Source organism: Variovorax sp. YR750 (assembly GCF_900109805.1).
Lineage (GTDB): Bacteria > Pseudomonadota > Gammaproteobacteria > Burkholderiales > Burkholderiaceae_C > Variovorax > Variovorax gossypii.
In genome coordinates, this window is sequence record NZ_FOBJ01000014.1 from 12974 (window position 1) to 33418 (window position 20445).

At 69.4% G+C, this 20445-nt stretch carries 14 protein-coding genes; 2 read left to right on the forward strand and 12 right to left on the reverse strand.

Annotated elements, in window-relative coordinates:
* Window positions 1-3: 3 nt before the first annotated feature.
* The 5 genes from BMY35_RS25800 to BMY35_RS25820 form a co-directional block, all read right to left on the reverse strand.
* Entirely contained in the window at window positions 4-1794 is a 1791-nt protein-coding gene (locus tag BMY35_RS25800) for a branched-chain amino acid ABC transporter ATP-binding protein/permease (protein ID WP_093205582.1), read from the reverse strand.
* Window positions 1791-2714: a branched-chain amino acid ABC transporter permease gene (locus BMY35_RS25805; protein WP_093205585.1), complete on the reverse strand. Its 924-nt coding sequence runs from the start codon at window positions 2712-2714 to the stop codon at window positions 1791-1793. The genes BMY35_RS25800 and BMY35_RS25805 overlap by 4 nt, the downstream gene beginning before the upstream one ends.
* Window positions 2715-2786: 72 nt before the next feature.
* Entirely contained in the window at window positions 2787-3995 is a 1209-nt protein-coding gene (locus tag BMY35_RS25810; protein WP_093205587.1) for an ABC transporter substrate-binding protein, read from the reverse strand.
* Between the two features lie 62 nt (window positions 3996-4057).
* On the reverse strand, window positions 4058-4834 hold the full coding sequence (locus BMY35_RS25815) for an SDR family NAD(P)-dependent oxidoreductase (protein WP_093205600.1): 777 nt from the start codon (window positions 4832-4834) through the stop codon (window positions 4058-4060).
* Between the two features lie 41 nt (window positions 4835-4875).
* Window positions 4876-6636 carry an FAD-dependent oxidoreductase gene (locus BMY35_RS25820; RefSeq protein WP_093205603.1) on the reverse strand — a complete coding sequence of 587 codons (1761 nt, stop codon included), beginning with the start codon at window positions 6634-6636 and terminating at the stop codon, window positions 4876-4878.
* 186 nt (window positions 6637-6822) lie between these two features.
* Between BMY35_RS25820 and BMY35_RS25825 the strand changes: the two genes are divergently transcribed.
* On the forward strand, window positions 6823-7620 hold the full coding sequence (locus tag BMY35_RS25825) for an IclR family transcriptional regulator (protein WP_093205606.1): 798 nt from the start codon (window positions 6823-6825) through the stop codon (window positions 7618-7620).
* A 78-nt stretch (window positions 7621-7698) separates the two neighbouring features.
* Here the strand turns inward: BMY35_RS25825 and BMY35_RS25830 are convergent, their stop codons facing one another.
* From BMY35_RS25830 to BMY35_RS25855, 6 genes are all read right to left on the reverse strand, one after another.
* On the reverse strand, window positions 7699-8445 hold the full coding sequence (locus tag BMY35_RS25830) for a lysophospholipid acyltransferase family protein (protein ID WP_093205609.1): 747 nt from the start codon (window positions 8443-8445) through the stop codon (window positions 7699-7701).
* Window positions 8446-8586: 141 nt separating this feature from the next.
* A complete protein-coding gene (locus BMY35_RS25835; RefSeq protein WP_093205611.1) occupies window positions 8587-9873 on the reverse strand; it encodes a dihydroorotase in 1287 nt (428 codons plus the stop codon).
* A gap of 139 nt (window positions 9874-10012) precedes the next feature.
* A complete protein-coding gene (locus tag BMY35_RS25840) occupies window positions 10013-10975 on the reverse strand; it encodes an aspartate carbamoyltransferase catalytic subunit (protein ID WP_093205614.1) in 963 nt (320 codons plus the stop codon).
* Entirely contained in the window at window positions 10975-11472 is a 498-nt protein-coding gene (gene pyrR, locus BMY35_RS25845; protein WP_093205616.1) for a bifunctional pyr operon transcriptional regulator/uracil phosphoribosyltransferase PyrR, read from the reverse strand. Before pyrR ends, BMY35_RS25840 begins: the two co-directional genes overlap by 1 nt.
* Window positions 11469-11897 carry a Holliday junction resolvase RuvX gene (gene ruvX, locus BMY35_RS25850; RefSeq protein WP_093205619.1) on the reverse strand — a complete coding sequence of 143 codons (429 nt, stop codon included), beginning with the start codon at window positions 11895-11897 and terminating at the stop codon, window positions 11469-11471. The genes pyrR and ruvX overlap by 4 nt, the downstream gene beginning before the upstream one ends.
* Before the next feature lie 118 nt (window positions 11898-12015).
* Window positions 12016-12615 carry a YqgE/AlgH family protein gene (locus BMY35_RS25855; protein WP_093205621.1) on the reverse strand — a complete coding sequence of 200 codons (600 nt, stop codon included), beginning with the start codon at window positions 12613-12615 and terminating at the stop codon, window positions 12016-12018.
* Here BMY35_RS25855 and BMY35_RS25860 point away from each other — a divergent pair, their 5' ends adjacent.
* Window positions 12616-14115 (forward strand): cryptochrome/photolyase family protein, encoded by a 1500-nt coding sequence (locus tag BMY35_RS25860; protein ID WP_093205624.1) that lies wholly within the window; start codon window positions 12616-12618, stop codon window positions 14113-14115.
* A 64-nt stretch (window positions 14116-14179) separates the two neighbouring features.
* Here BMY35_RS25860 and BMY35_RS25865 read toward each other — a convergent pair whose 3' ends face one another.
* Entirely contained in the window at window positions 14180-20344 is a 6165-nt protein-coding gene (locus tag BMY35_RS25865; RefSeq protein WP_093205626.1) for an Hpt domain-containing protein, read from the reverse strand.
* Window positions 20345-20445 lie beyond the last annotated feature (101 nt).

The window sequence follows — 20445 nt, forward strand, 5'->3', positions numbered from 1 at the left end:
TGCTCAGGCGGCCACGGCATGTGCCTGCGGTTCTTCTTGCTCGTCGTCGACGCCCAGGTAGGCCTCGACCACGCGCGGATTGGCCTGCACCTCGGCGGGCTTGCCCTCGGCGATCTTGATGCCGTAGTCGAGCACGATCACGTGGTCGGAGATCGACATCACCAGGTCCATGTGGTGCTCCACCATCAGGATCGACACGCCGCACTTGCCGATGCGCAGCAGCAGCTCGCCGAGTTCGGCGGTTTCCTGCGGGTTCAGGCCGGCGGCCGGTTCGTCGAGCAGCAGCAGCTGCGGCTCGGTGGCCAGCGCGCGCGCAAGTTCCACGCGGCGCTGCAGGCCGTAGGGCAGGCTGCCGGCGGGCCAGTGCGCGAGGTGGCCGAGGTCGACGAGGTCGAGCAGCTGCAGCGCACGATCGCGCGTCGCCTTCTCCTGCCGGCTCGCCGTTGGCCATGCAACGAGCGACGAGAGGAAGCCGTTGCTCATGCGGCTGTGGCGGCCGAGCATGACGTTGTCGAGCACCGAGAGGTCCGCGAACAGGCGCAGGTTCTGGAAGGTGCGGCCCATGCCCAGGCAGCAGATGGTGTGCGCCGGCTGGCCCACGATGTTGCGGCCCAGGAAGCGGATGGAGCCCGCGTCGGGTTCGATCACGCCGGTGAGCATGTTGATCATCGTGCTCTTGCCCGCGCCGTTCGGCCCGATGAGCGCATGGATGTGGCCACGCTGCAGGCGGAACGACACGTCCTGCGCCGGCTTCACGCCGCCGTACGACTTGGTCACGCCCTGCACCACCAGCAGCTCGCCTTCGCCGCCGGGGCCGATCTGGCCGGGCACGCCGTTGCCGCCCGCGCCTTCGCCGCGATGGCGCGACTTCATGAACCACTTGTTGAACAGGCCCACCACGCCGCCAGGCATCACGTACAGCGCGAACAGCAGCAGGAAGCCGTACAGGAAATGCTGCGCCGAGGGCCAGCGCGCCAGCAGCGCGTCGGTCAGCGTGAGCAGCACCGCGCCCACCAGCGGCCCGTACATCGAGCCCGCGCCGCCGAACAGCACCAGCAGCAGGATGAAGATCGACAGGTGGAAGGTGATGAAGTCGGAGTTGATGTACTGGTTCTGCTGGGCCACCAGCGCGCCCGCGATGCCGCAGGTGACGGCCGCGACCACGAAAGCCATGACCTTTGCGCGGTACACGCGCACGCCCACGGAAGACGAGGCGATCTCGTCCGCCTGCAGCGACAGCAGCGCGCGGCCGAAGCGACCGTTCAGCAGGTTGCGCAGCAGCAGGTGCATCGCCGCGCACAGCACGATGCCGAGGATGACCCACTGCGTGGTGTCCAGCGGCGCGCCCTTCCATGTGAGCGGGCGGATGCCGTAGATGCCCTGTGCGCCGCCGAACACGTCGGTCCATTCGCCCACGAGCTTCTCGACCACGATGCCGAAGGCCAGCGTGACCATGGCGAGGTACGGCCCCTTCACGCGCAGCGAGGGCAGCGCGATGAGCACGCCGCACAGGCCCGAGATGACGGCGGCCAGCGCGAGCGCGAGCCACGGGTCCATGTCGGTGCGCGAGGTCAGCAGCGCGACGCCGTAGGCGCCCGCCGCGAACAGCCCGGCCTGGCCCAGCGATTTCTGCCCCGCGTAGCCCACCAGCACGTTCATGCCGGCGGCGCAGAGGTAGTAGACGCACATCATGAAGGCGATGCGCAGGTAGTAGTCGTTGCCCGACATCGAGACGATGCCGCAGAGCACCGCGGCGACCAGCACCACGGCCAGGGGATGGGCCAGGCGCTTCATACCTTCTCCACCGTCGTGCGGCCGAACAGGCCCGTTGGGCGGAAGGCCAGCACCAGGATGACGAGCGCGAACACCGCCACCTCGCGCCACTGCGCCTGCCAGAGATTGACCATCGACTCGAGCACGCCGAGCAGGAAGCCGCCGATCACGCAGCCGCGCGGGTTGCTCAGGCCGCCGATCATGGCGCCCGAGAAGCCCTTGAGCCCCACGGTGAGGCCCATGAAGAGCGAGGCCTGCGCGATGGGCGCGAGCAGGAAGCCCGAGAGCCCCGCCAGCGCCGAGCTGACGACGAAGGCGCCGATCATCATCGCGTTGGTGTTGATGCCCATGAGGCTCGCGACGTTGCCGTTCTGCGCCACGGCGCGCATCGCCTTGCCGATCATGGTGTTGTTCATCACGCGGTCGAAGCCGAGCATGACGACCACCGCCACGCCCAGCGTCAGTAGCTCCTGCGGGCGCACGCCCACCCCGAACATGCGGATCACGGTGTCGCCCACAGGAGCGGGCACTACCACGGGCTTCGGCCCCCAGATGGCGAGCCCCACGCTCTGCAGGATCACGCCAAAGCCCAGCGTGCTCATCACCCACGCCATGCCGGGGCGGCCTGCGAACGGGCGCACGCCCAGCACGTAGAGCAGCCAGCCGAGCAGCCCCATCACGCCGAGCGCCGCCAGCAGCGCGAAGAGTTGCGCGCCCGCGCCGGGCACGGCGTCGCCGAAGGTGGTGGAGCTCAGCGGCTTGCCCAGTACCAGGAACAGGGCGCTCATGCCGATGAACGCACCGGCCGAGACGAACTCGCCGTGCGAGAAGTTCAGCGTCTTGGTGGTCGTGAACGTGATGCTGAATCCCAGCGCCACCAGCGCATAGGCACCGCCGACGGCGAGCCCGCTGATGAGCGCCTGCAGGAGCGCTTCAACCATGGTGTGTATCTCCGTTGCGAAGCGGGCCGGCCGGCGCCTGGGCGCGGCGGCCACGCATCTTTCTTGTCTTGCTTACTGCTTGAAGTCGGCCGGCTTCAGGCCCTGGATCAGTGCATCGCCGTAGGGCAGCAGCTTGCCGTCCTTCCAGCGGATCCAGACCAGGTCCTTGGCGGTCAGCGCCTCGTGGTTGGTCTTGCTGAAGGGCTTGTCGTAGGTCTTCAGCACGCCCTGCACGGGAGTCTTCAGGTCTTCGAGCGCCGTGCGCACCGCCGCGCCGTCGGTGCTGTTGGCCTGCTTCATGGCCTGCGCCAGCAGCTGCATCGAGTCGTAGCCGTGCAGCGCGAACGAGAACGAGCCCGGTGCCTTCAGCTTGGCGCCGATGCGGTCGAACAGCTTCTGCTGCGCGGGCGTGCGGGTCTCGCTCACGGTGCGCATGAAGATCGGCTTCTCTGCCAGTGCCTTGCCGGCCGCGTCGTAGAAGGTGATGTTGTCGGCGGCCCAGGAGGTGAGCGTCAGCGGGAAGTAGTTGATCTTCTCCATGCTGCGCACCAGCTGCGCGATCGGCGTGCCCTGCGCCCACACCACCACGGTGTCGACGTTGGCGGCCTTCATCTTGCTGAGCTGCGAAGTCATGTCGGTGTCGCCGACGCCGAAGCGCTCGGTGGCCGCGATCTTGATGTCCTGCAGTTTGGCGATCTCTTCCATGTCCTTCAGGCCGCCCTGGCCGTAGCCGGTGGTCTCGGCCATCAGGCCCACCACCTTGGAGCCGGCGGTGTTCTTCTTGACGTAGGCCATGAGCGCCGCGACCTGCTCGCGGTCGACCATCGAAACGCGGAACATGTAGTTGTCGGCGCCGGGGCTCATGGGCTTGGTGATGTCGGTGCCCGAGCCCACGTTGCCCAGCACGGGAATCTTCTTCTGGTTGGCGATGTGCTTCCACGCCATCGCGTTGCCCGAGTTGGTGGGGCCGAACACCGCGACCACCTTCTCGTTGTCGATCAGGTCGCTCATGTTCTGGATCGACTTCGGCGGTGCCGACACGTCGTCGCGCGTCACCAGCGCGAGCTTCTTGCCCAGCACGCCGCCGGCGGCGTTGATGTCGGCGATGGCCGCTTCCATGCCCAGCACCGCGGCCTGGCCGCTCTGCGCCGAGGGCGACGCGGAAAGGTCGCCGTTGTAGCCGACCTTGATGTCCTGCGCCATGGCACCAGTGGTGCCTGCCGCGAAGGCGGCGAACGCGGCCGTGGCGAGCAGCGTCTTGTACAGACGGATGGTTTTCATTTTTTGTCTCCTGAGGTTGACGGACGAGGAAGCGGAAAGGAAAGAGGGAAGAAAAGCGCGGCTCAGACGGCGAGGAAGCCGCCGTCCACCGGCAGCACGATGCCGGTGACGTAGCGCGACATGTCGCTGGCCAGGAAGATCACCGGCCCGACCAGGTCTTCGGTCTGGCCGACGCGGCCCATGGGGATGCGCGTCATGAACGACTCCAGGCGCTGCGGGTTCTCGCGGGTGGCGGCGGTCATGGGCGTCTCGATCACGCCGGGGGCCAGCGCGTTGACGCGCACGCCGGCGGGCGCAAGCTCCTGCGCGAGCGACTGCGTGAGCATCTTGATCGCGCCCTTCGACGGCGAGTAGCCCAGGCTCGCGCCCTGCCCCGCGTAGGCGGCGATGGAGGCGATGTTGATGATGGAGCCCTTGGTCTGCTTGAGCACAGGGATGAAGGCCAGCGTGGTGTTGAAGGTGCCGTGCACGTTCACGTCGATGGTCTTCTTCCAGTTGGCCGCGGCGTTCGGGCTGCTGGTGTTCTCGCGGATGATGATGCCGGCGTTGTTGACCAGCAGGTCGACGTTGCCGATCTCCTTGCCGACGCGCTCGGCCAGCGCCTGGCAGGCCTCGGGCGCGGTGACGTCGAGCACGAAGGACCAGGCTTCGCCGCCCGCGTCGCGCACCAGTTGCGCGGTTTCGCGCACGGTGGCGTCGTTCATGTCGGTGACGACGATGCGGGCGCCGGCCTGCGCCAGGCCCAGCGCGAGCGCGCGGCCATTGCCCTGCCCCGCGCCGGTGATGAAGGCGAGGCGGCCTTCGAGCAGGCGGGGTGCGACGTTGGATGGAAAGGCCATCGGTGTCTCCTTCTTTCTATCTATCTATGTGTGTATGAAGCTCAGGCGGCGCGGCTGACCGGCACGGCCTCGCGCTGCTCCACCTTCAGCTGCGCCGCAGCCTTGGCTTCGGCCTGCGCGACCTGCAGTCCGGCGACGTAGCCGAAGGTCAGGGCCGGGCCGAGCGTGATGCCGGCGCCGGGGTAGTTGCCGCCCATGACGCTGGCCGCGTCGTTGCCCACCGCGTAGAGGCCCTTGATCGGCTGGCGGTTGGCGTCGAGCACGCGTGTCTTCTCGTCGGTGACGAGGCCGGCGAAGGTGCCGATGTCGCCGATCACCAGCTTGATGGCGTAGTACGGACCGTTCTCCAGCGGCGCCACGCACGGGTTCGGCGTGATGTTGGCGTCGCCCTGGTAGCGGTTGTAGGCCTTGCTGCCCTTGCCGAAGGCGGGGTCGTCGCCGCTGCGCGCGCTCTTGTTGAACTCCTGCACGGTGGCTTCGAGCGTGGCCGGTGCGATGCCGAGCTCCTTGGCCAGTTCGCCGACGCTGGCGCCGCGCTTGAGATAGCCGCTCTTGAGATGCCGGCCGATGGGCAGCGGCGCGGGTGCGACGCAGCCCAGGCCGTAGTCGCGCAGCGCCTTGTGGTCGCACAGCAGCCAGGCCGTGACCTCGGGCTCGCCCTCGCAGGCCTTGACCATCGCCTGCACGAAGTCGTGGTACGAGTTGCCTTCGTTGGTGAAGCGGCGGCCCTTGGGGGTGACCGCGATCACGCCGGGCTTGGCGCGGTCGATGAAGTGCGGCATCACGCCCTTGCTGCCGTCGGGACGCGTGGTGACCGACGCCGGGACCCAGGCCGCGGCATGCGGAATGGTGCCGTCGACGCGGCCGCCCACGGCCTCGGCCAGTCGCAGGCCGTCGCCGGTGTTGGTGGACGGCGATGGCGAGTAGTGCTCGCGGCCGGTGGGTGCGTGCGGGAAGAGCTGCTTGCGGCGCTCCACGTCGTAGGGAAAACCGCCGCAGGCCAGCACCACGCCGCGCTTGGCGACCACGCGCACGTTCTGGCCTTCGTGCTGCACCACCGCGCCGGAGACGCCGTCGTACTCGACCACCAGCTTCTTCACGGGCGAGGAAAGCCACACGGGGATGTTCTTGTCCATCGCGGCCTTGGCCAGGCGGCCGGCCAGCGCGTTGCCGTTGGTCAGCGTCATGCCGCGGCCGTGGCGCAGCACGTCGAGGAAGTGACGGCTCAGGCGCTTGGTCACGTACCAGAACGAGGTCGGCGACTTGAAGGCCCGCATGAAGTGTTTGATCTCGGGGCCCGAGCCCAACATCATCCCGAACACGGTGAGCTCGGGCAGCGGCGGCGCCAGCTGCTTGATGCGCTTGCCGAGTTCGCGGCCGTCGAACGGGCGCGTGACCATCGAGCGGCCGCCCTGCTGGCCGCCGGGCGCCTCGGCGTGGTAGTCGGGGAAGACGGCCGGCATGTCGAACTGCACGCAGGTGTTGCGCGTGAAGAAGTCGATGGCCTTGGGGCCCATGTCGAGGAAGGCGCCGACGCGCGCGGCGTCGAAGTGCGTCGTGGTCTCGTGCTTCATGTATTCGAGCGCGGCGCCCTCGGGCTCGTGGATGCCCTGCTCCGTGGCCAGGCGCGTGCCCGGAATCCACAGCCAGCCTCCCGAGCGCGCGGTGGTGCCGCCGAAGCGCGGCTCCTTCTCGACCACCAGCACCTTCAGCCCCTGCGATGCCGCGGTGACCGCGGTGGCCATGCCCGATGCGCCGCTGCCGACGACGAGCACGTCGCATTCAAAAGTGTTCTGTTCCATGTCTCTGTCTGTTCGCTTGTTTGTGTAAGACCAAAGTTGCGCCGCAGTTTAGGCAGCGAGATTGATATGGTCAAGTGTCTTCGTTACTATCAGATGATCAATCATCATCGATTGAACACGACCATATCAGTAGAAACCCCGATGGCTATACTCGCCCCCACTCTCACTCCCCACGCCGGGCGCCCCATGGAAAAGCCAAGACGTGGCATTCAGTCCGTCGAAATCGGAACGCAACTGCTGGTGGCGCTCGGGCGCCACGTGGCGCCGATGGCGCTGCGCGACCTGGGCAAGGCCGCGGGCGTGCCCGTCGGCAAGGCACACCCCTATCTCGTCAGCTTTCTGAAGGTCGGCTTCGTCGTGCAGGACAGCGCGGGCCGCTACGAACTGGGCCCGCTGGCGCTGCAGCTGGGGCTGGCCAAGCTGCAGCGGCTCGACCCGATCAAGGAGGCGTCGCCCCTCATCGAGCAGCTCGCCTCCGAGACCGAGCAGAGCATCGCGGTGGCCGTGTGGGGCAACTTCGGGCCGACCGTGGTGCGGCTGGAGGAGCCGATCCATCCGCTGCACGTGAACCTGCGCACCGGCACCGTCATGTCGCTGGCCTACACCGCGACGGGCCGGCTCTTCGCGGCCTACCTGCCGCCCAAGGTGGTCGAGAAGATGATGCTGGAGGACCTCGCGCGCGCACGTCCGGCGGACGGCCGCGGCTCCACCGTGGAGCTGTCGCGCGCGGAGATCGAGGCGCTGCTGGTCGAGACGCGGCTGCACGGCATGTCGCGCACGCTGGGCCAGCCGATCCCGGGCATCGACGCCTTCTGCGCGCCGGTGTTCGACTCGACCAACAACCTAGTGCTGGGCATCACCGCCATGGGCCCCGAAGCCACCTTCGACCGCGAATGGGACGGCCGCGTGGCGGCGCCGCTGAGGGCCTGCGCGCTGGAGATCTCGCGCCGCCTGGGCTTCGTGCCCACGGGCGAGCAGCCCTGAACACGGGGCGCCACCGCCCCTTCAACAAGAAAAAAGGCGCTTCGTGAAGCGCCTTTTTTCATGGCCCCGAAGAACCGGTCAGTGCGTCTCGCGGCGCAGCTGCTGCACGTCTTCATGCAGCGACTGCGCCCAGGCGCGCCGGTCGCGGCCTTCCGGATCCTGCGGCTCGCCGAAGCGCACGATGGCCAGCAGCGGCGGCGCGCGCAGCGTGTTCCACAGCGAGACGACGAGGTTGTCGTCGTCGATGTAGCGCGGCGCCTGGCTGGTCTCGCCGGTGGCGGCGTCGGCGAAGCGCAGCGCGGCGGGCAGCACCGGCGCGCCCGAGGAAATGGAAGCCTGCAGCAGGTTGGCGTGGAAGGGCAGCAGGCCGTGGCCGTCGCTGGTCGTGCCCTCGGGGAACACGCCGATCAGGTCGCCGTTGCGCAGCGCGTCGGTCATGTGATGCACCACGCGCAGCGCGTCGCGGCGGCGTTCGCGCTCGATGTAGAGCGTGCCCGAGCCGTTGGAGAGCGTGCCGATCAGCGGCCAGCCCTTCACGTCCGACTTCGACACGAAGCGCACGTGCCGCGCCGCGTGGATGGTGGTGATGTCCAGCCACGAGAGGTGGTTGCAGATCAGCAGCACCGGCCCCTTGGGCGGCGGCGTGCCCTGCACCACCAGCGTGATGCCCATGAGCTCCAGCATGCGCCGCGACCAGGCCTGCACGCGCGCGTTGCGCTCGAGCTGCGACAGCTTCGGAAAGGTGAAGCGGATCGTCCACCAGCCCGAAGCCGCGTGCGCCACCGCGCGCGACAGGCGCCAGCAGGCTTTCAGCGAATGAATCATCGAACGGGCCCCTTCCCCGCTACGTCAATGCGCGATCGCGGAACACCGCGGAACCGGCTCTGCCGGGCCGCCGGTGTTGCCCCCTGCAAGGGGGTTGGCGTAGCGACACGAAGTGCGCGAAGACTGGGGGTGAGCGTCATCTCAGCCGTGGACGATGCGGCCCGCCACCAGCGTGTGGCGCGCGCGGCCCTGCAGCGGATAGCCGGCAAAAGGCGTGTGCTTGCCCTGGCTCCTGAGCGCGCCGGGCTCCACCTGCCATTCGAGCGCCGGATCGGCGATGCACAGGTCGGCCACGCCGCCTTCCTGCAGGCGGCCGATGCCGGTGCCCGCGTCGGCGGTGCTCAGCAGGCGCGCGGGCGCGGAGGTGACGACCTCGATGGCGCGCGCGAGGCCCGCGCCGCTGCGCTCGCCCCACTGCAGCGCGAGCGGCAGCAGCAGCTCGAGCCCGGTCGCGCCGGCCTCGGCTTCGGCGAAGGGCAGCGTCTTGGCGTCGGCCTCGACCGGCGTGTGGTCGGACACCAGCGCGTCGATGGTGCCGTCGGCCAGCGCGGCCGAAAGCGCGTCGCGGTCGGCCTGCTGGCGCAGCGGCGGGTTCAGGCGGGCGCGGCTGTCGAAGTAGCCGATGTCGGTGTCGGCCAGGTGCAGCGAGTTGATGCTGACGTCGCAGGTGATCGGCAGGCCCTGGGCCTTGGCCTGGCGCACCAGTTCCACGCCGCGGGCGCTGGAGATGCGGCACAGGTGCACGCGCGCGCCGGTGGCCTTCATCAGCTCGACGATGGTGAAGATGGCGATCGTCTCGGCCGATACCGGCACGCCCGCCAGGCCCAGCCGCGTGGCGAGCGGGCCGCTGGCGGCGACGCCCTTGCCGAGGTCGCGGTCCTGCGGACGCAGCCACACGGTGTAGCCGAAGGTGCTGGCGTACGACAGCGCGCGCTGAAGCACCTGCGTGTCGGCCAGCGGCACGTCGGCCTGGCCGAAGCCGATGCAGCCGGCCTCGGTGAGCTCGGCCATCTCGGTCAGCACGCCGCCGGCAAGCCCGCGCGTGAGCGCGCCCAGCGGGAACAGGCGAGCGGCCTGCAGCTTCTCGGCACGGAACTTGAGCATCTCGACCAGGCCGGGCTCGTCGAGCACCGGGTCGGTGTCGGGCGGGCACACGAGGCTGGTGACGCCGCCGGCGATGGCAGCGGCCATTTCGCTCTCGAGCATGCCCTCGTGCTCGTAGCCGGGCTCGCGCAGGCGCGCGGCCAGGTCCACGAGGCCGGGCGTGACGATGCAGCCCGTGGCGTCGATGGTGCGCCCGGCCTTGAAGCCGGCGGGAATGCTGCCGCCGATGCCGGCGATCTTGCCGTCGGCGATGGCGATGTCGGCTTTCTTGTCGGTACCCGACGCGGGATCGACGACGCGGCCGTTGGTGATGTGGATGTTCATGCGTCTGTACTTCCGGTGACAGTCATGGCCTTTTCGGGAAACACCGTGGAACCGGCTTCGCCGGGCCACTGGTGTTGCCCCCGGTAGGGGGTTGGCGAAGCGACACGAAGTGCGCGAAGACTGGGGGCGAGCAACATTTCTATGCTTCGTTGCCTGCGACGATGCTCATGACGGCCATGCGGACTGCGATGCCGAAAGTGACCTGCGGAAGGATCACGCTCTGCTTGCCGTCGACCACGGCGGAGTCGATCTCCACGCCGCGGTTGATGGGGCCGGGGTGCATCACGATGGCGTCGGGCTTGGCCAGCTGCAGCTTTTCCTGCGTGAGGCCGAAGGTCTTGAAGAACTCCTGCGACGAGGGCAGCAGCGCGCCGCTCATGCGTTCGTTCTGCAGGCGCAGCATGATGACCACGTCGCAGTCCTTGATGCCCTCCTCCAGCGTGTGGAACACGCGCACGCCCATGCCGGCCATGTCGCTCGGCACCAGCGTCTTGGGGCCGACCACGCGCACCTCGGCGCAGCCCAGCGTGGTGAGCGCGTGGATGTCGGAACGCGCCACGCGCGAATGCAGCACGTCGCCGACGATGGCGACCGTGAGATTCGAGAAGTCCTTCTTGTAGTGGCGGATCGTGTACATGTCGAGCAGCCCCTGCGTCGGGTGCGCGTGGCGGCCGTCGCCGGCATTCACCACGTGCACGTGCGGCGCGACGTGCTGCGCGATCAGGTAGGGCGCGCCCGACTCGCTGTGGCGCACCACGAACAGGTCGGCGGCCATCGCGCTCAGGTTGGCGATGGTGTCGAGCAGCGACTCGCCCTTGGTGGCCGAGGAGCGTGCGATGTCGAGGTTGATGACGTCGGCGCTCAGGCGCTTGGCCGCGATCTCGAAGGTAGTGCGCGTGCGGGTGCTGTTCTCGAAGAACAGGTTGAACACGCTCTTGCCGCGCAGCAGCGGCACCTTCTTCACCTCGCGGTCGCTCACGCTCGTGAAGTTGGCGGCCGTGTCGAGGATGTGCGTGACGATGTCCTTGGGCAGGCCCTCGATCGACAACAGGTGGATCAGCTCGCCGTTCTTGTTGAGCTGGGGGTTTCGCTTGTAGAGCATTACTTGCTTTCCTCCACCTTGAGGCTGAATGCGCCGTCGGCGGCGCGGGCCAGCGCGAGCAGCTGCGAGTTCGGCAGCGTGAGCTTCTCGGCCGCGAAGTCGGCGGCAACCGGCAGCTCGCGCCCGCCGCGATCCACCAGCACCGCGAGGCGCACGCTGGCCGGGCGACCGAAGTCGAACAGCTCGTTGAGCACCGCGCGGATGGTGCGGCCGGTGTAGAGCACGTCGTCGAGCAGCAGCACGTCGGCGCCGTTCACGTCGAAGGGCAGCGAGGTCTGCGCGCTGGCCGAGAGGCCGCGGCGCGAGAAGTCGTCGCGGTGCATGGCCGACGAGATGACGCCGGGCGCGCCGGGCAGGCCCAGGTCCTTCTGGAGCCGCTCGACCAGCCAGGCACCGCCGGAGGTGATGCCCACCAGCTTCGTTTCGGGGCGCATCAGCGGCTTCACGCCGGCCAGCAGCTTCGTGTAGAGCGCTTCGGCATCGGGAATTGAACTCACGGGAGACTCCTCAAGAATTGCTCCAGGATGATGCAGGCGGAGGCCGCGTCGGCGTCGCGCGCGCCCGAGGCCAGCGCCTCGGTGGTGCTGTAGCGCTCGTCGACCTCGAACACCTGGAGATTGAAACGGCCGCGCAACTGGCGCGCGAACTTCTGCGCGCGGCGGGTGTTCTCGTGCGCGGCGCCGTCGGGGTGGTAGGGCACGCCGATCACCAGCGCGTCGGGCTGCCATTCCTTGATGCGCGCCCCGACCTGCGCGAAGCGGGCGTCGCCTTCGGCCTTGATGGTGGGTTGCGGGGTGGCGGTGCGCAGCAGCCGGTTGCCGCTGGCCACGCCCGTGCGCTTCAGGCCGAAGTCGAAGGCCAGGAAGCTCTGGAAATGGGCGGGAACAGCGGCAGATGCCGGGGACTGAGCGCTCTCGGACATTGCCGGTCCCCTCACAGGGGGCCGCCGCGCACGGCCGCCCGAAGCGGCCGGCCCGCCCCCGGTAGGGGGTTGGCGAAGCGACACGAAGTGCGCGCAGCCTGGGGGCGAGCCAAGTTCATCATGCGTGTCCGGCGTCGGGGGACAGCTTCCAGGCCTCGAGGCCCAGCAGCATCAGCGCCTTGTCGTAGCGCTGCTCGATGGGGGTGTCGAAGATCACGGCCGGGTCGGCGCCCACGGTGAGCCAGCTGTTCTCGGCCAGCTCGGATTCGAGCTGCCCTTCCCCCCAGGCCGCATAGCCCAGCGAGACCAGCACCTTGCGCGGGCCCGCTCCGGTGGCCAGGGCCTCCAGCACGTCCTTGGAAGTGGTCATCTCCAGCCCGCCGGGGATGGTCATGGTCGAGGCGTAGACCGATTCCTCGGGCTTCTCGGCCTGGGTGAAGACCGGTTCGTGCAGCACGAAGCCGCGCTCGGTCTGCACCGGGCCGCCCTGGAAGACGGGGGCCTCGCCCAGCTCGGGGCGGGCCAGGTGCAGCTCGATCTTCTCGAACAGCACCTTGAGGTTGATGTCGCTGGGCTTGTTGATCACAAGGCCGAGCGCGCCGCGCTCGCTGTGCTCGCAGAGGTACACGACGCTGCGGTTGAAAGTTTTGTCTTCCATCCCGGGCATCGCTATCAAAAAGTGATGCGTGAGGTTCATCGGGGCAGAATCGGCGGCCATATGCCCCCGATTTTACTGGCCGTCGACAAGACCTATCCCAAAGGGCTCATGTGGTTCCGCCGCGACCTGCGCGTGGACGACAACGCCGCCCTCTACCGGGCGCTGAGGGCCTGCCGGCAGGTGCTGTGCGTCTTCGTGTTCGACAAGGCGATCCTGGACGCCCTGCCCACGGTCGACCGGCGGGTGGAGTTCATCCGCGAGTCGCTGGTGGAGCTCGAGGCCGAGCTGCGCGCCCTGGGCGGCGGGCTGATCGTGCGGCACGCCGTGGCGGCGCAGGAGATTCCGGCGATTGCCCGGGAGCTGGGCGTGCAGGCGGTGTTCGCCAACCGCGACGACGAGCCCGACGCGCTGGAGCGCGACGCCAAGGTCTTCGGCGCGCTGGCCAATGCCGGCGTGACCTTCCACACCTACAAGGACTCGACCGTCTTCGACCGCGACGAGGTCATGACCAAGACCGGCCAGCCCTACACCGTGTTCACGCCCTACAAGCGGGCCTGGCTGGCGAAGCTCGATTCCTTCTTCCTCAAGTCGTACCCGGTGCGCAACCACGTCGACGCCCTGGTGCCCTCCCCGCAGGCCTGGGGCGAGCCGGTGCCCGCGCTGCGCGAGATCGGCTTCGAGAAGAGCAACCTGTCGACGCTGGAGATCCCCACCGGCACCCGCGGCGCCGGCCAGCTCTTCGAGGATTTCTTCGAGCGCATCGACCGCTACGACCAGGCGCGCGACTTCCCCGCCGTGCGCGGCCCCAGCTACATGGGCATCCACCTGCGCTTCGGCACGGTGTCGATCCGGCAGATGGCGAGCCTGTCGCACCAGCTCTCGCTGCAGGGCAACACGGGCGCGGCGACCTGGCTGAGCGAGCTGATCTGGCGCGAGTTCTATTTCCAGATCCTGGCGCACTTCCCGCACGTGCACAAAGGCGGCGAGTCGAAGAGCTTCCGCCCAGAGTACGACAAGATCCAGTGGCACCACGGCAAGCACGCCGACCAGCTCTTCGACGCCTGGTGCCAGGGCCGCACCGGCTACCCGCTGGTGGACGCGGCCATGCTGCAGATCAACCAGAGCGGCTACATGCACAACCGCCTGCGCATGGTGGCCGCAAGCTTCCTGTGCAAGGACCTGGGGCTGGACTGGCGGCGCGGCGAAGCCTACTTCGCGCTGCACCTGAACGACTTCGAGCTGGCCTCGAACAACGGCGGATGGCAGTGGGCCAGCTCCAGCGGCTGCGACGCCCAGCCCTACTTCCGCATCTTCAACCCGGTGACGCAGAGCGAGCGCTTCGACCCCGAGGGCAAGTTCATCCGCCGCTACCTGCCGCAGCTGGCGGGGCTGTCGAACGCGGCGATCCACGCACCGTGGCTGGCCTCGCCGGTGGAACTGGAAGCCGCCGGCGTCAAGCTCGGCGAGACCTACCCGAAGCCGGTGGTCGATCACGCCGAGGCGCGGGAGAAGACGCTGCAGCGCTACGGGGTGGCACGGGCGAAGAGCCTGCAGAAATGAAAAGGGGCCCGCAGGCCCCTTTTTCTCGATCACCGCCCGCAGGCGGCGAACGCATCAGCCAGCGTCAGGCGGCAGCAGCCAGCGCCGCCTCGGTCGTGTACGCACGCACCAGGCGCAGCAGTTCCTCTTCCGAGTACGGCTTGCCGAGGTAGTGGTTCACGCCCAGCGTGCGCGCGTAGTCGCGGTGCTTCTCGGCGATGCGCGAGGTGATCATGATGATCGGCAGCTCGGCCAGCGCGGCGTCGGCGCGGATGTTGCGGGCCAGGTCGAAGCCGTCCATGCGCGGCATCTCGATGTCCGACAGCACCACCGCCGGGCGCTCCTGCTGCAGGCGCTCGAGTGCCTGCAGGCCGTCGGCCGCGAGCGACACGCGATAGCCTTCGCGCTGCAGCAGACGCTGCGTGACGCGACGCACCGTGATGGAGTCGTCCACCACCAGCACCAGCGGAATCTGCGGCGCCACCGGCGCCAGCGCCTGCAACGGTTCCTGCGGCGCACCCTGGTCGACCGGGGCGGTCGCCGCCGGAGCTGCCGTCAGCGCGGCAGCCTGGCGCTCGCGCGCCTGCTCGCCGTGCACCGCGGCCAGCGCCACGGGGTTGTAGATCAGCGCCACCGCGCCCGAGGCCAGCACCGAGATGCCGGCCAGGCCGGGCAGCCGCGCGAGCTGCGGGCCGAGGTTCTTCACCACGACTTCCTGGTTGCCCAGCACTTCGTCCACGTGCAGGGCGACGCGCTGCGCCGCGCTTCGCACGACCACGATGGTGTTGTTCCGGGCCGGGCCGTGCTCGCTGCGGGTCGAGGCCTGCAGCAGCGCGCCGGTCCAGTAGAACGGCACATGTTCGCTGCCGAAGGGATGGCTGTTGTTCAGGTAGGCCGCTTCGAGATCCGTGCCGCCCACGCGCTGCACAAGCTCCACCAGGTTCGACGGAACGCCGATGGACACTTCGCCCGCGCGCAGCATCACCACGTGCGTCACGGCGGTGGTCAGCGGCAGCACCAGCTTGAAGGTGGTGCCCTGGCCCTGGGTGCTGTGCGTCTCGATGCGGCCGCCGAGCGCCGCGATCTGCGCGCGCACCACGTCCATGCCGATGCCGCGGCCGGCCAGTTCGGAAACCTGCCCCGCCGTCGAGAAGCCGGGCTTGAAGATCAGCTCGGTGGCCTCCTCGGCCGTGAGTTCCTGGTCGGCGCCCAGCAGGCCCAGCGTGCGGGCACGCTCGGCGATGCGCTTGTGGTCGAGGCCGGCACCATCGTCGCGGAAGCTCACCGACACGTCGTTGCCTTCGTGGTGCAGGTCGATGACGATCAGGCCGCTGGCGTCCTTGCCGGCCTTCTCGCGCACGGCCGCATCCTCGATGCCGTGAGCCACGCAGTTGCGCAGCAGGTGCTCGAAGGCGGGCGTCATGCGGTCCAGCACGCCGCGGTCCATTTCGATGGAGCCGCCGACGATGTCCAGGCGCACCTGCTTGCCGGTGTCCTTCGAGGCCTGGCGCACCACGCGGTAGAGGCGGTCGGAGATGCCCTCGAACTCCACCATTCGCGTGCGCAGCAGGCCGCGCTGCAGTTCGCGCGTCTGGCGCGCCTGCACACTGAGGTCGTCTTCCGTCGCCTGCACCGTCTTCTGCAGGGTGCGCTGCACGGTGGCCACGTCGTTCACCGACTCGGCCATCATGCGCGTGAGCTCCTGCACGCGGGTGAATCGGTCGAACTCCAGCGGGTCGAAGCTCTGCTGCGAGTCCTTGGCCTGAGCGAGGCGAGACTGCATCTGGCTTTCGGCCTGCACCTCGATGTCGCGCAGCTGCTGGCGCAGGCGGTCCAGGTTGCCCGTCAGGTCGGACAGCGAGCCGCGCAGCTGGCCAAGCTCGGCTTCCAGGCGCGAACGCGTGATGATGACCTCGCCGGTCTGCGCGACCAGGCGGTCGAGCAGCTGGGTGCGGATGCGCACGGCCTGGCCGGTCGCGGCGCGAAGCGGTGCCACCAGGGCGGCCGGCGCGGGGCGCGGCTGCAGCGTGGCGGGTGCCGTTGCTGCCGGCGCCGTTTCGGCGGCGGGCTCGTCGTCGAGGCTCGCCGCGGGAGCGACGGTCTCGTCGTTCGCCGGCACGCCGGCTTCGGGCGCCTGCGAAGCGACAGTGACTGGCGCCGTCGACGTGGCGGCGGCCACGATCTGGGCCAGCTCGACCTGCGTGGCGTCGTCGGCCGCGCGCAGCGCGTCGAAGGTGGCCTGGAGGGCGTCGAGGCGGGCAAGCAGCTTCTCGATGTCGGCCCGCTCGGCGCCCTGGGAGCCCAGGACTTCGATCTCGGACTCCATGCGGTGCGCGCGCTCGCCCAGGCGCATGGCGCCGGCCAGCCGCGCGCTGCCCTTGAGCGTGTGCAGCGTGCGAAGCACCGAGGCGCGCGGCGCGCTGTCGTCGGGGTGGTGCGCCCACTGGCGCAGCGCCTCGCCGAGCTGGGGCAGCAGTTCGGCCGCCTCTTCCTCGAAGATCGGGAACAGGTCGACGTCGACCGCGTCGGCCAGGTCGATGGCGTCTTCGGAATCGTCCAGAGCCACGTCGGCGACGGGCTCGCTGACCACCACCTGCTGCAGCGGCCGGGCTTCGGCGCGCATGGCGACTTCGGTGGGCATCGGCGAATTGGCGATGTCGCGCAGCGCCTGCAGCGTGCCTTCGGCGGGATCGCGCAGGAGGCCGACCGCGAACTGGTGCAGCAGGCGGCGCAGCTCGTCGGCGGCGGTCACCAGCACCATGCCCTGCTCGCGCGTGCCGCTGCCCTGCATCTGCAGGTGCTGCAGCGCGGCTTCGAACAGGCGGGCCATGCCCGAGAGGCTGTGGAAGCCGACGGTGGCGGAGCTGCCGGCCAGCGAGTGGGCCAGCGCGACGGTCGAGTCGGACAGGCGCTCATGCGACTCGAGCGCCCACTCGCCCACGTCGGTGGCGAGTTGGCGGGACCATTCGTCGGCCTCGTTGAGGTAGACGTTGTAGAGCTGGATGCCGATGCGCAGCGGGCCGATCACCTTGACCTGGTCTTCGGCGCTTTCCTGCGACGCGGCCGGAGCGGCGGCCACGACCGGCTCGGGCTCGACGGGCGCCACGGGCTCGGGAGCAGCGTCGGCGACGAGGATCTGCGCTTCCTCGGGCACGGCGGGCGCCTCGAAGATGGGCACGACCACTTCCTCGGCGGCTACCAGGGCAGGCTCGGGTTCAGCTTCGGCCACCGGTTGCGGCGCGGACTCGGCGACCGGCTCTTCCACATGCACGGCATGCAGCGGTTCGGGCGCGGGCGCGGCCTCGACCACTTCGGGTTCGACGACGGGCTCGGCGGCGGCCTGCACGGGCAACGGCTCGGGTTCCCATTGCAGGTCGGGCAGGCCGGCCGTGGTGGGCACGGAGGTGACGATGGGTTCGGCAGCGGGAGCCGGCGGCTCGACGGGTTCCGACTTCAGTTCCACGACGGCAGGCGTCCTGGCTGGCGGCGCCAGGAAGTCGAACATCTCGCCGCTCGGCAGCACCAGCGGCGGCGGAGGCTCGTCGGTCTGCTTGGCTTCGAAGTCGATGAAATCGGTCGAGGCGAAATCGTCGTCGGCCTCGGGCGTGGCGGCGGCCTTCGCGGGCTCCGGCTCCTGCCAGGCCAGGGTTTCGAGCGGGGCTTCGGGAACTGCGGGAGCTTCCGGGGCTGCGGCGACAGGCGCCGGCGCGGGTGCTTCCGCCGTCAGGGACAGGTCCGGCAGGTCAGGCAACTGCAGCGGAGGCAGCTCCGCCGCCACCGGGGCCACGACCTCGATGGGCGCGGGTTCTGGCGCGGAAACGGGCGGCTCGGCCGCGATGTGGCGCGCGGCCACAGCAAGGGCTTCGGCATCGGCCACGCGCACCGGCGGAGGCACGGGTTCGCCCGCCAGCAGCGCGTTGGCCACGCGGCTGAACGGCGCGGACTTCCAGCCCTGTGCGGAGCCGGCGGCGATGGCTTCGACCCACTCGCCGAATTCCTTCATCGTGCGTTCGGTGCCTGCCAGCAGTTCCGGCGTGGCGGCGCGCTGGTCGGCCAGCCAGGTGTTGAGCACCTGCTCGAGCGACCAGGCGGCATCGCCGAACTCGGTGAGGCCGACCATGCGCGAGCTGCCCTTGAGCGTGTGGAAGGCGCGGCGCAGGATCGTGAGTTCTTCGGTGTCGTCCGGGTAGCTGGCGAGCTCGGCGATGGCGGCCAGGCCGTTCTGCACCACCTCGCGGGCTTCGTCGAGGAAGATGTTCTGCAGGTCGTCTTCTTCGAGCTCGGTGACTTCGGTGTCGGGCAGCGCGGTCGGGCCGGAGATCTTGTTGGTCCAGCTGTCGGCCTTGCTGCTGAATTCCTCGATCGGCGAGGGCTTGGCCTTGGGCGCGGCGAGCGCCGCGAGCTTCGAGGCGATCTGGGCGTCGACTTCCTCGATGCTGAGCACCGGGGCGGCCGGAGCCTGGCTGGGCGCGGCGCCCTCGCCGGCCGTGGCGTCGGCGGCCTGGCGGCCCATCAGCGGCTTGAGTTCGCCGGCGTCGGCGTCGAACACGAACAGGCGCTTGGCCAGCGCGGGCTGGTAGCCCAGCATGTCGATCAGGAAGCCGAGCGCGCCGAGGTTGTTGCCCAGCGCGTCGAAGCCGGCCATTTCCTCGGCCGGCGAAGTGCTGACGAGCATCGCCTCGACATCTTCGCGCATGCGCTGCACGGTGAGCGCGGCCTGGTCGAGGCCGAGCACGGAGAACACGCCGCGCATCTGCATGAGTTGCGTCGGCACGGTGCGCAGCAGGCCCTTTTCGGCGGGGCGGCGGAAATACTGGTCGAGCGACTTCTCGAGTTCGCTCAGGTGGCTGCGCAGCTCGTCGACCACGGTGCCCATGGTCTGGCGGTCGCTCACGCGGCGATAGAGATCCTCCATCCACGGCTCGAGCGGCTCGGAATGGCCGCCGGCGCGCACGCGCTCGATGCGGCCCGCCAGCTGCAGCGTGCGGGCGGTGAGCTGCGGATCGCTCGGGTCCAGGTCTTCGAGGGCGGCTTCCAGGTAGAGCACCGAGGTGGCGACTTCCATCGCGAGTTCGGTGCCCGGAGCCTGGCCGGAACGCACGGAGGCTTCGACCGCATGGGTGAGGGCCTGCACCATCGGCAGGCTCGGCGGATGCAGCTTCTGCAGCGATTCGCCGAGCTGCGCGAAGGTGTCGGCCACCTGGCGCGTGCGGGTGATGTCGCCGCCCGAGAGCGCCGACCACATTTCCTTGGCGGTCTCGATGCGCTTGCGAGCCTGTTGCAGCACCAGCGGATCGAAGCGGCCGAACTGCTCGACGTTGTAGTCGACGTGCTGCTCGCCGGCAATGCCCCAGGCGAGGCGCACGGTGCGCAGCGTGGCGGCGTCGTCGCCGGCTGTGGGCACTGCCTGCGCGCAGAAGAACAGCAGGTCTTGTCCAAGGCGGTCGGACACGAGGCTGTCGCCGCGCGCGAGCGTGGCGTATTGCAGCAGCACGCGCGAGGCGGCGCGCTTGACGTAGGCGTCGGGCGTGATCAGCCCGGTGGCCAGGGCCTCGAAGAAGCCCGCGGCCAGCGTCCAGAAGCTCGCGACGCGGGGCAGCAGCGCGCCGCGGCCGAGGCCCAGGCACAGCGCATGCAGCCGGCGCGCGGCCTGCGTGTCGCCGCTCTTGATCAGCTGCAGCACCTCGCGGTCGAGCCGCGAGCGCACGGCGGGGTCGTAGGCAACGGCCGCCTGCGTCAGCGCCGGCTTGATCTCGACCCAGCGCCAGGCGGTGCTCCAGAGGTCGGCCGGGTGCACGCGCTCGTTGCCGACCAGCTCCAGCACATCGCGGTACTGGGGAAAGAGCGCCACCGAGGAGACCGGCTTGCCGGCCAGCAGCGCGCCGAGGAAGTCGGTGACGGCGAAGCCGGCACGCTCGATCTTGTTCACTGCCGCTTCGTTGCAGCGCTGCGGCTCGGCGATGAAGCCCTGCACCGCGAACTCGATGGCGCCCAGCACCAGCGCGGGCGAGGAGTGCCCCACCATCTGGAGCGCGCCGACGGCCTGGTGAAGTTGCTGGCGGGCCATCTGCAGCGGCCCGCTCTCGGGCTCGCTCGCGGCATCCACCTCGCGCACGAAGCGCCGCAACGACTTGCCTACACCGTCGAGGGATTTCTGGATTTCTCCCAGCACCCAGGCCAGCGGCCCGAGGTCTTCGGTGACCGGCGTGTTGCCGGCGTGAGGGGCCGTGGCAGGGGTTTGAGTCGACACGTTGGGTGCTCGCCGTTCTTAGACTGTCAGTTTTCCAATGGACGCAGAGCGCCCCGAATGCGCAAGGCCGTCGCGGCCACTTCAAGGAACACCGCGGAACC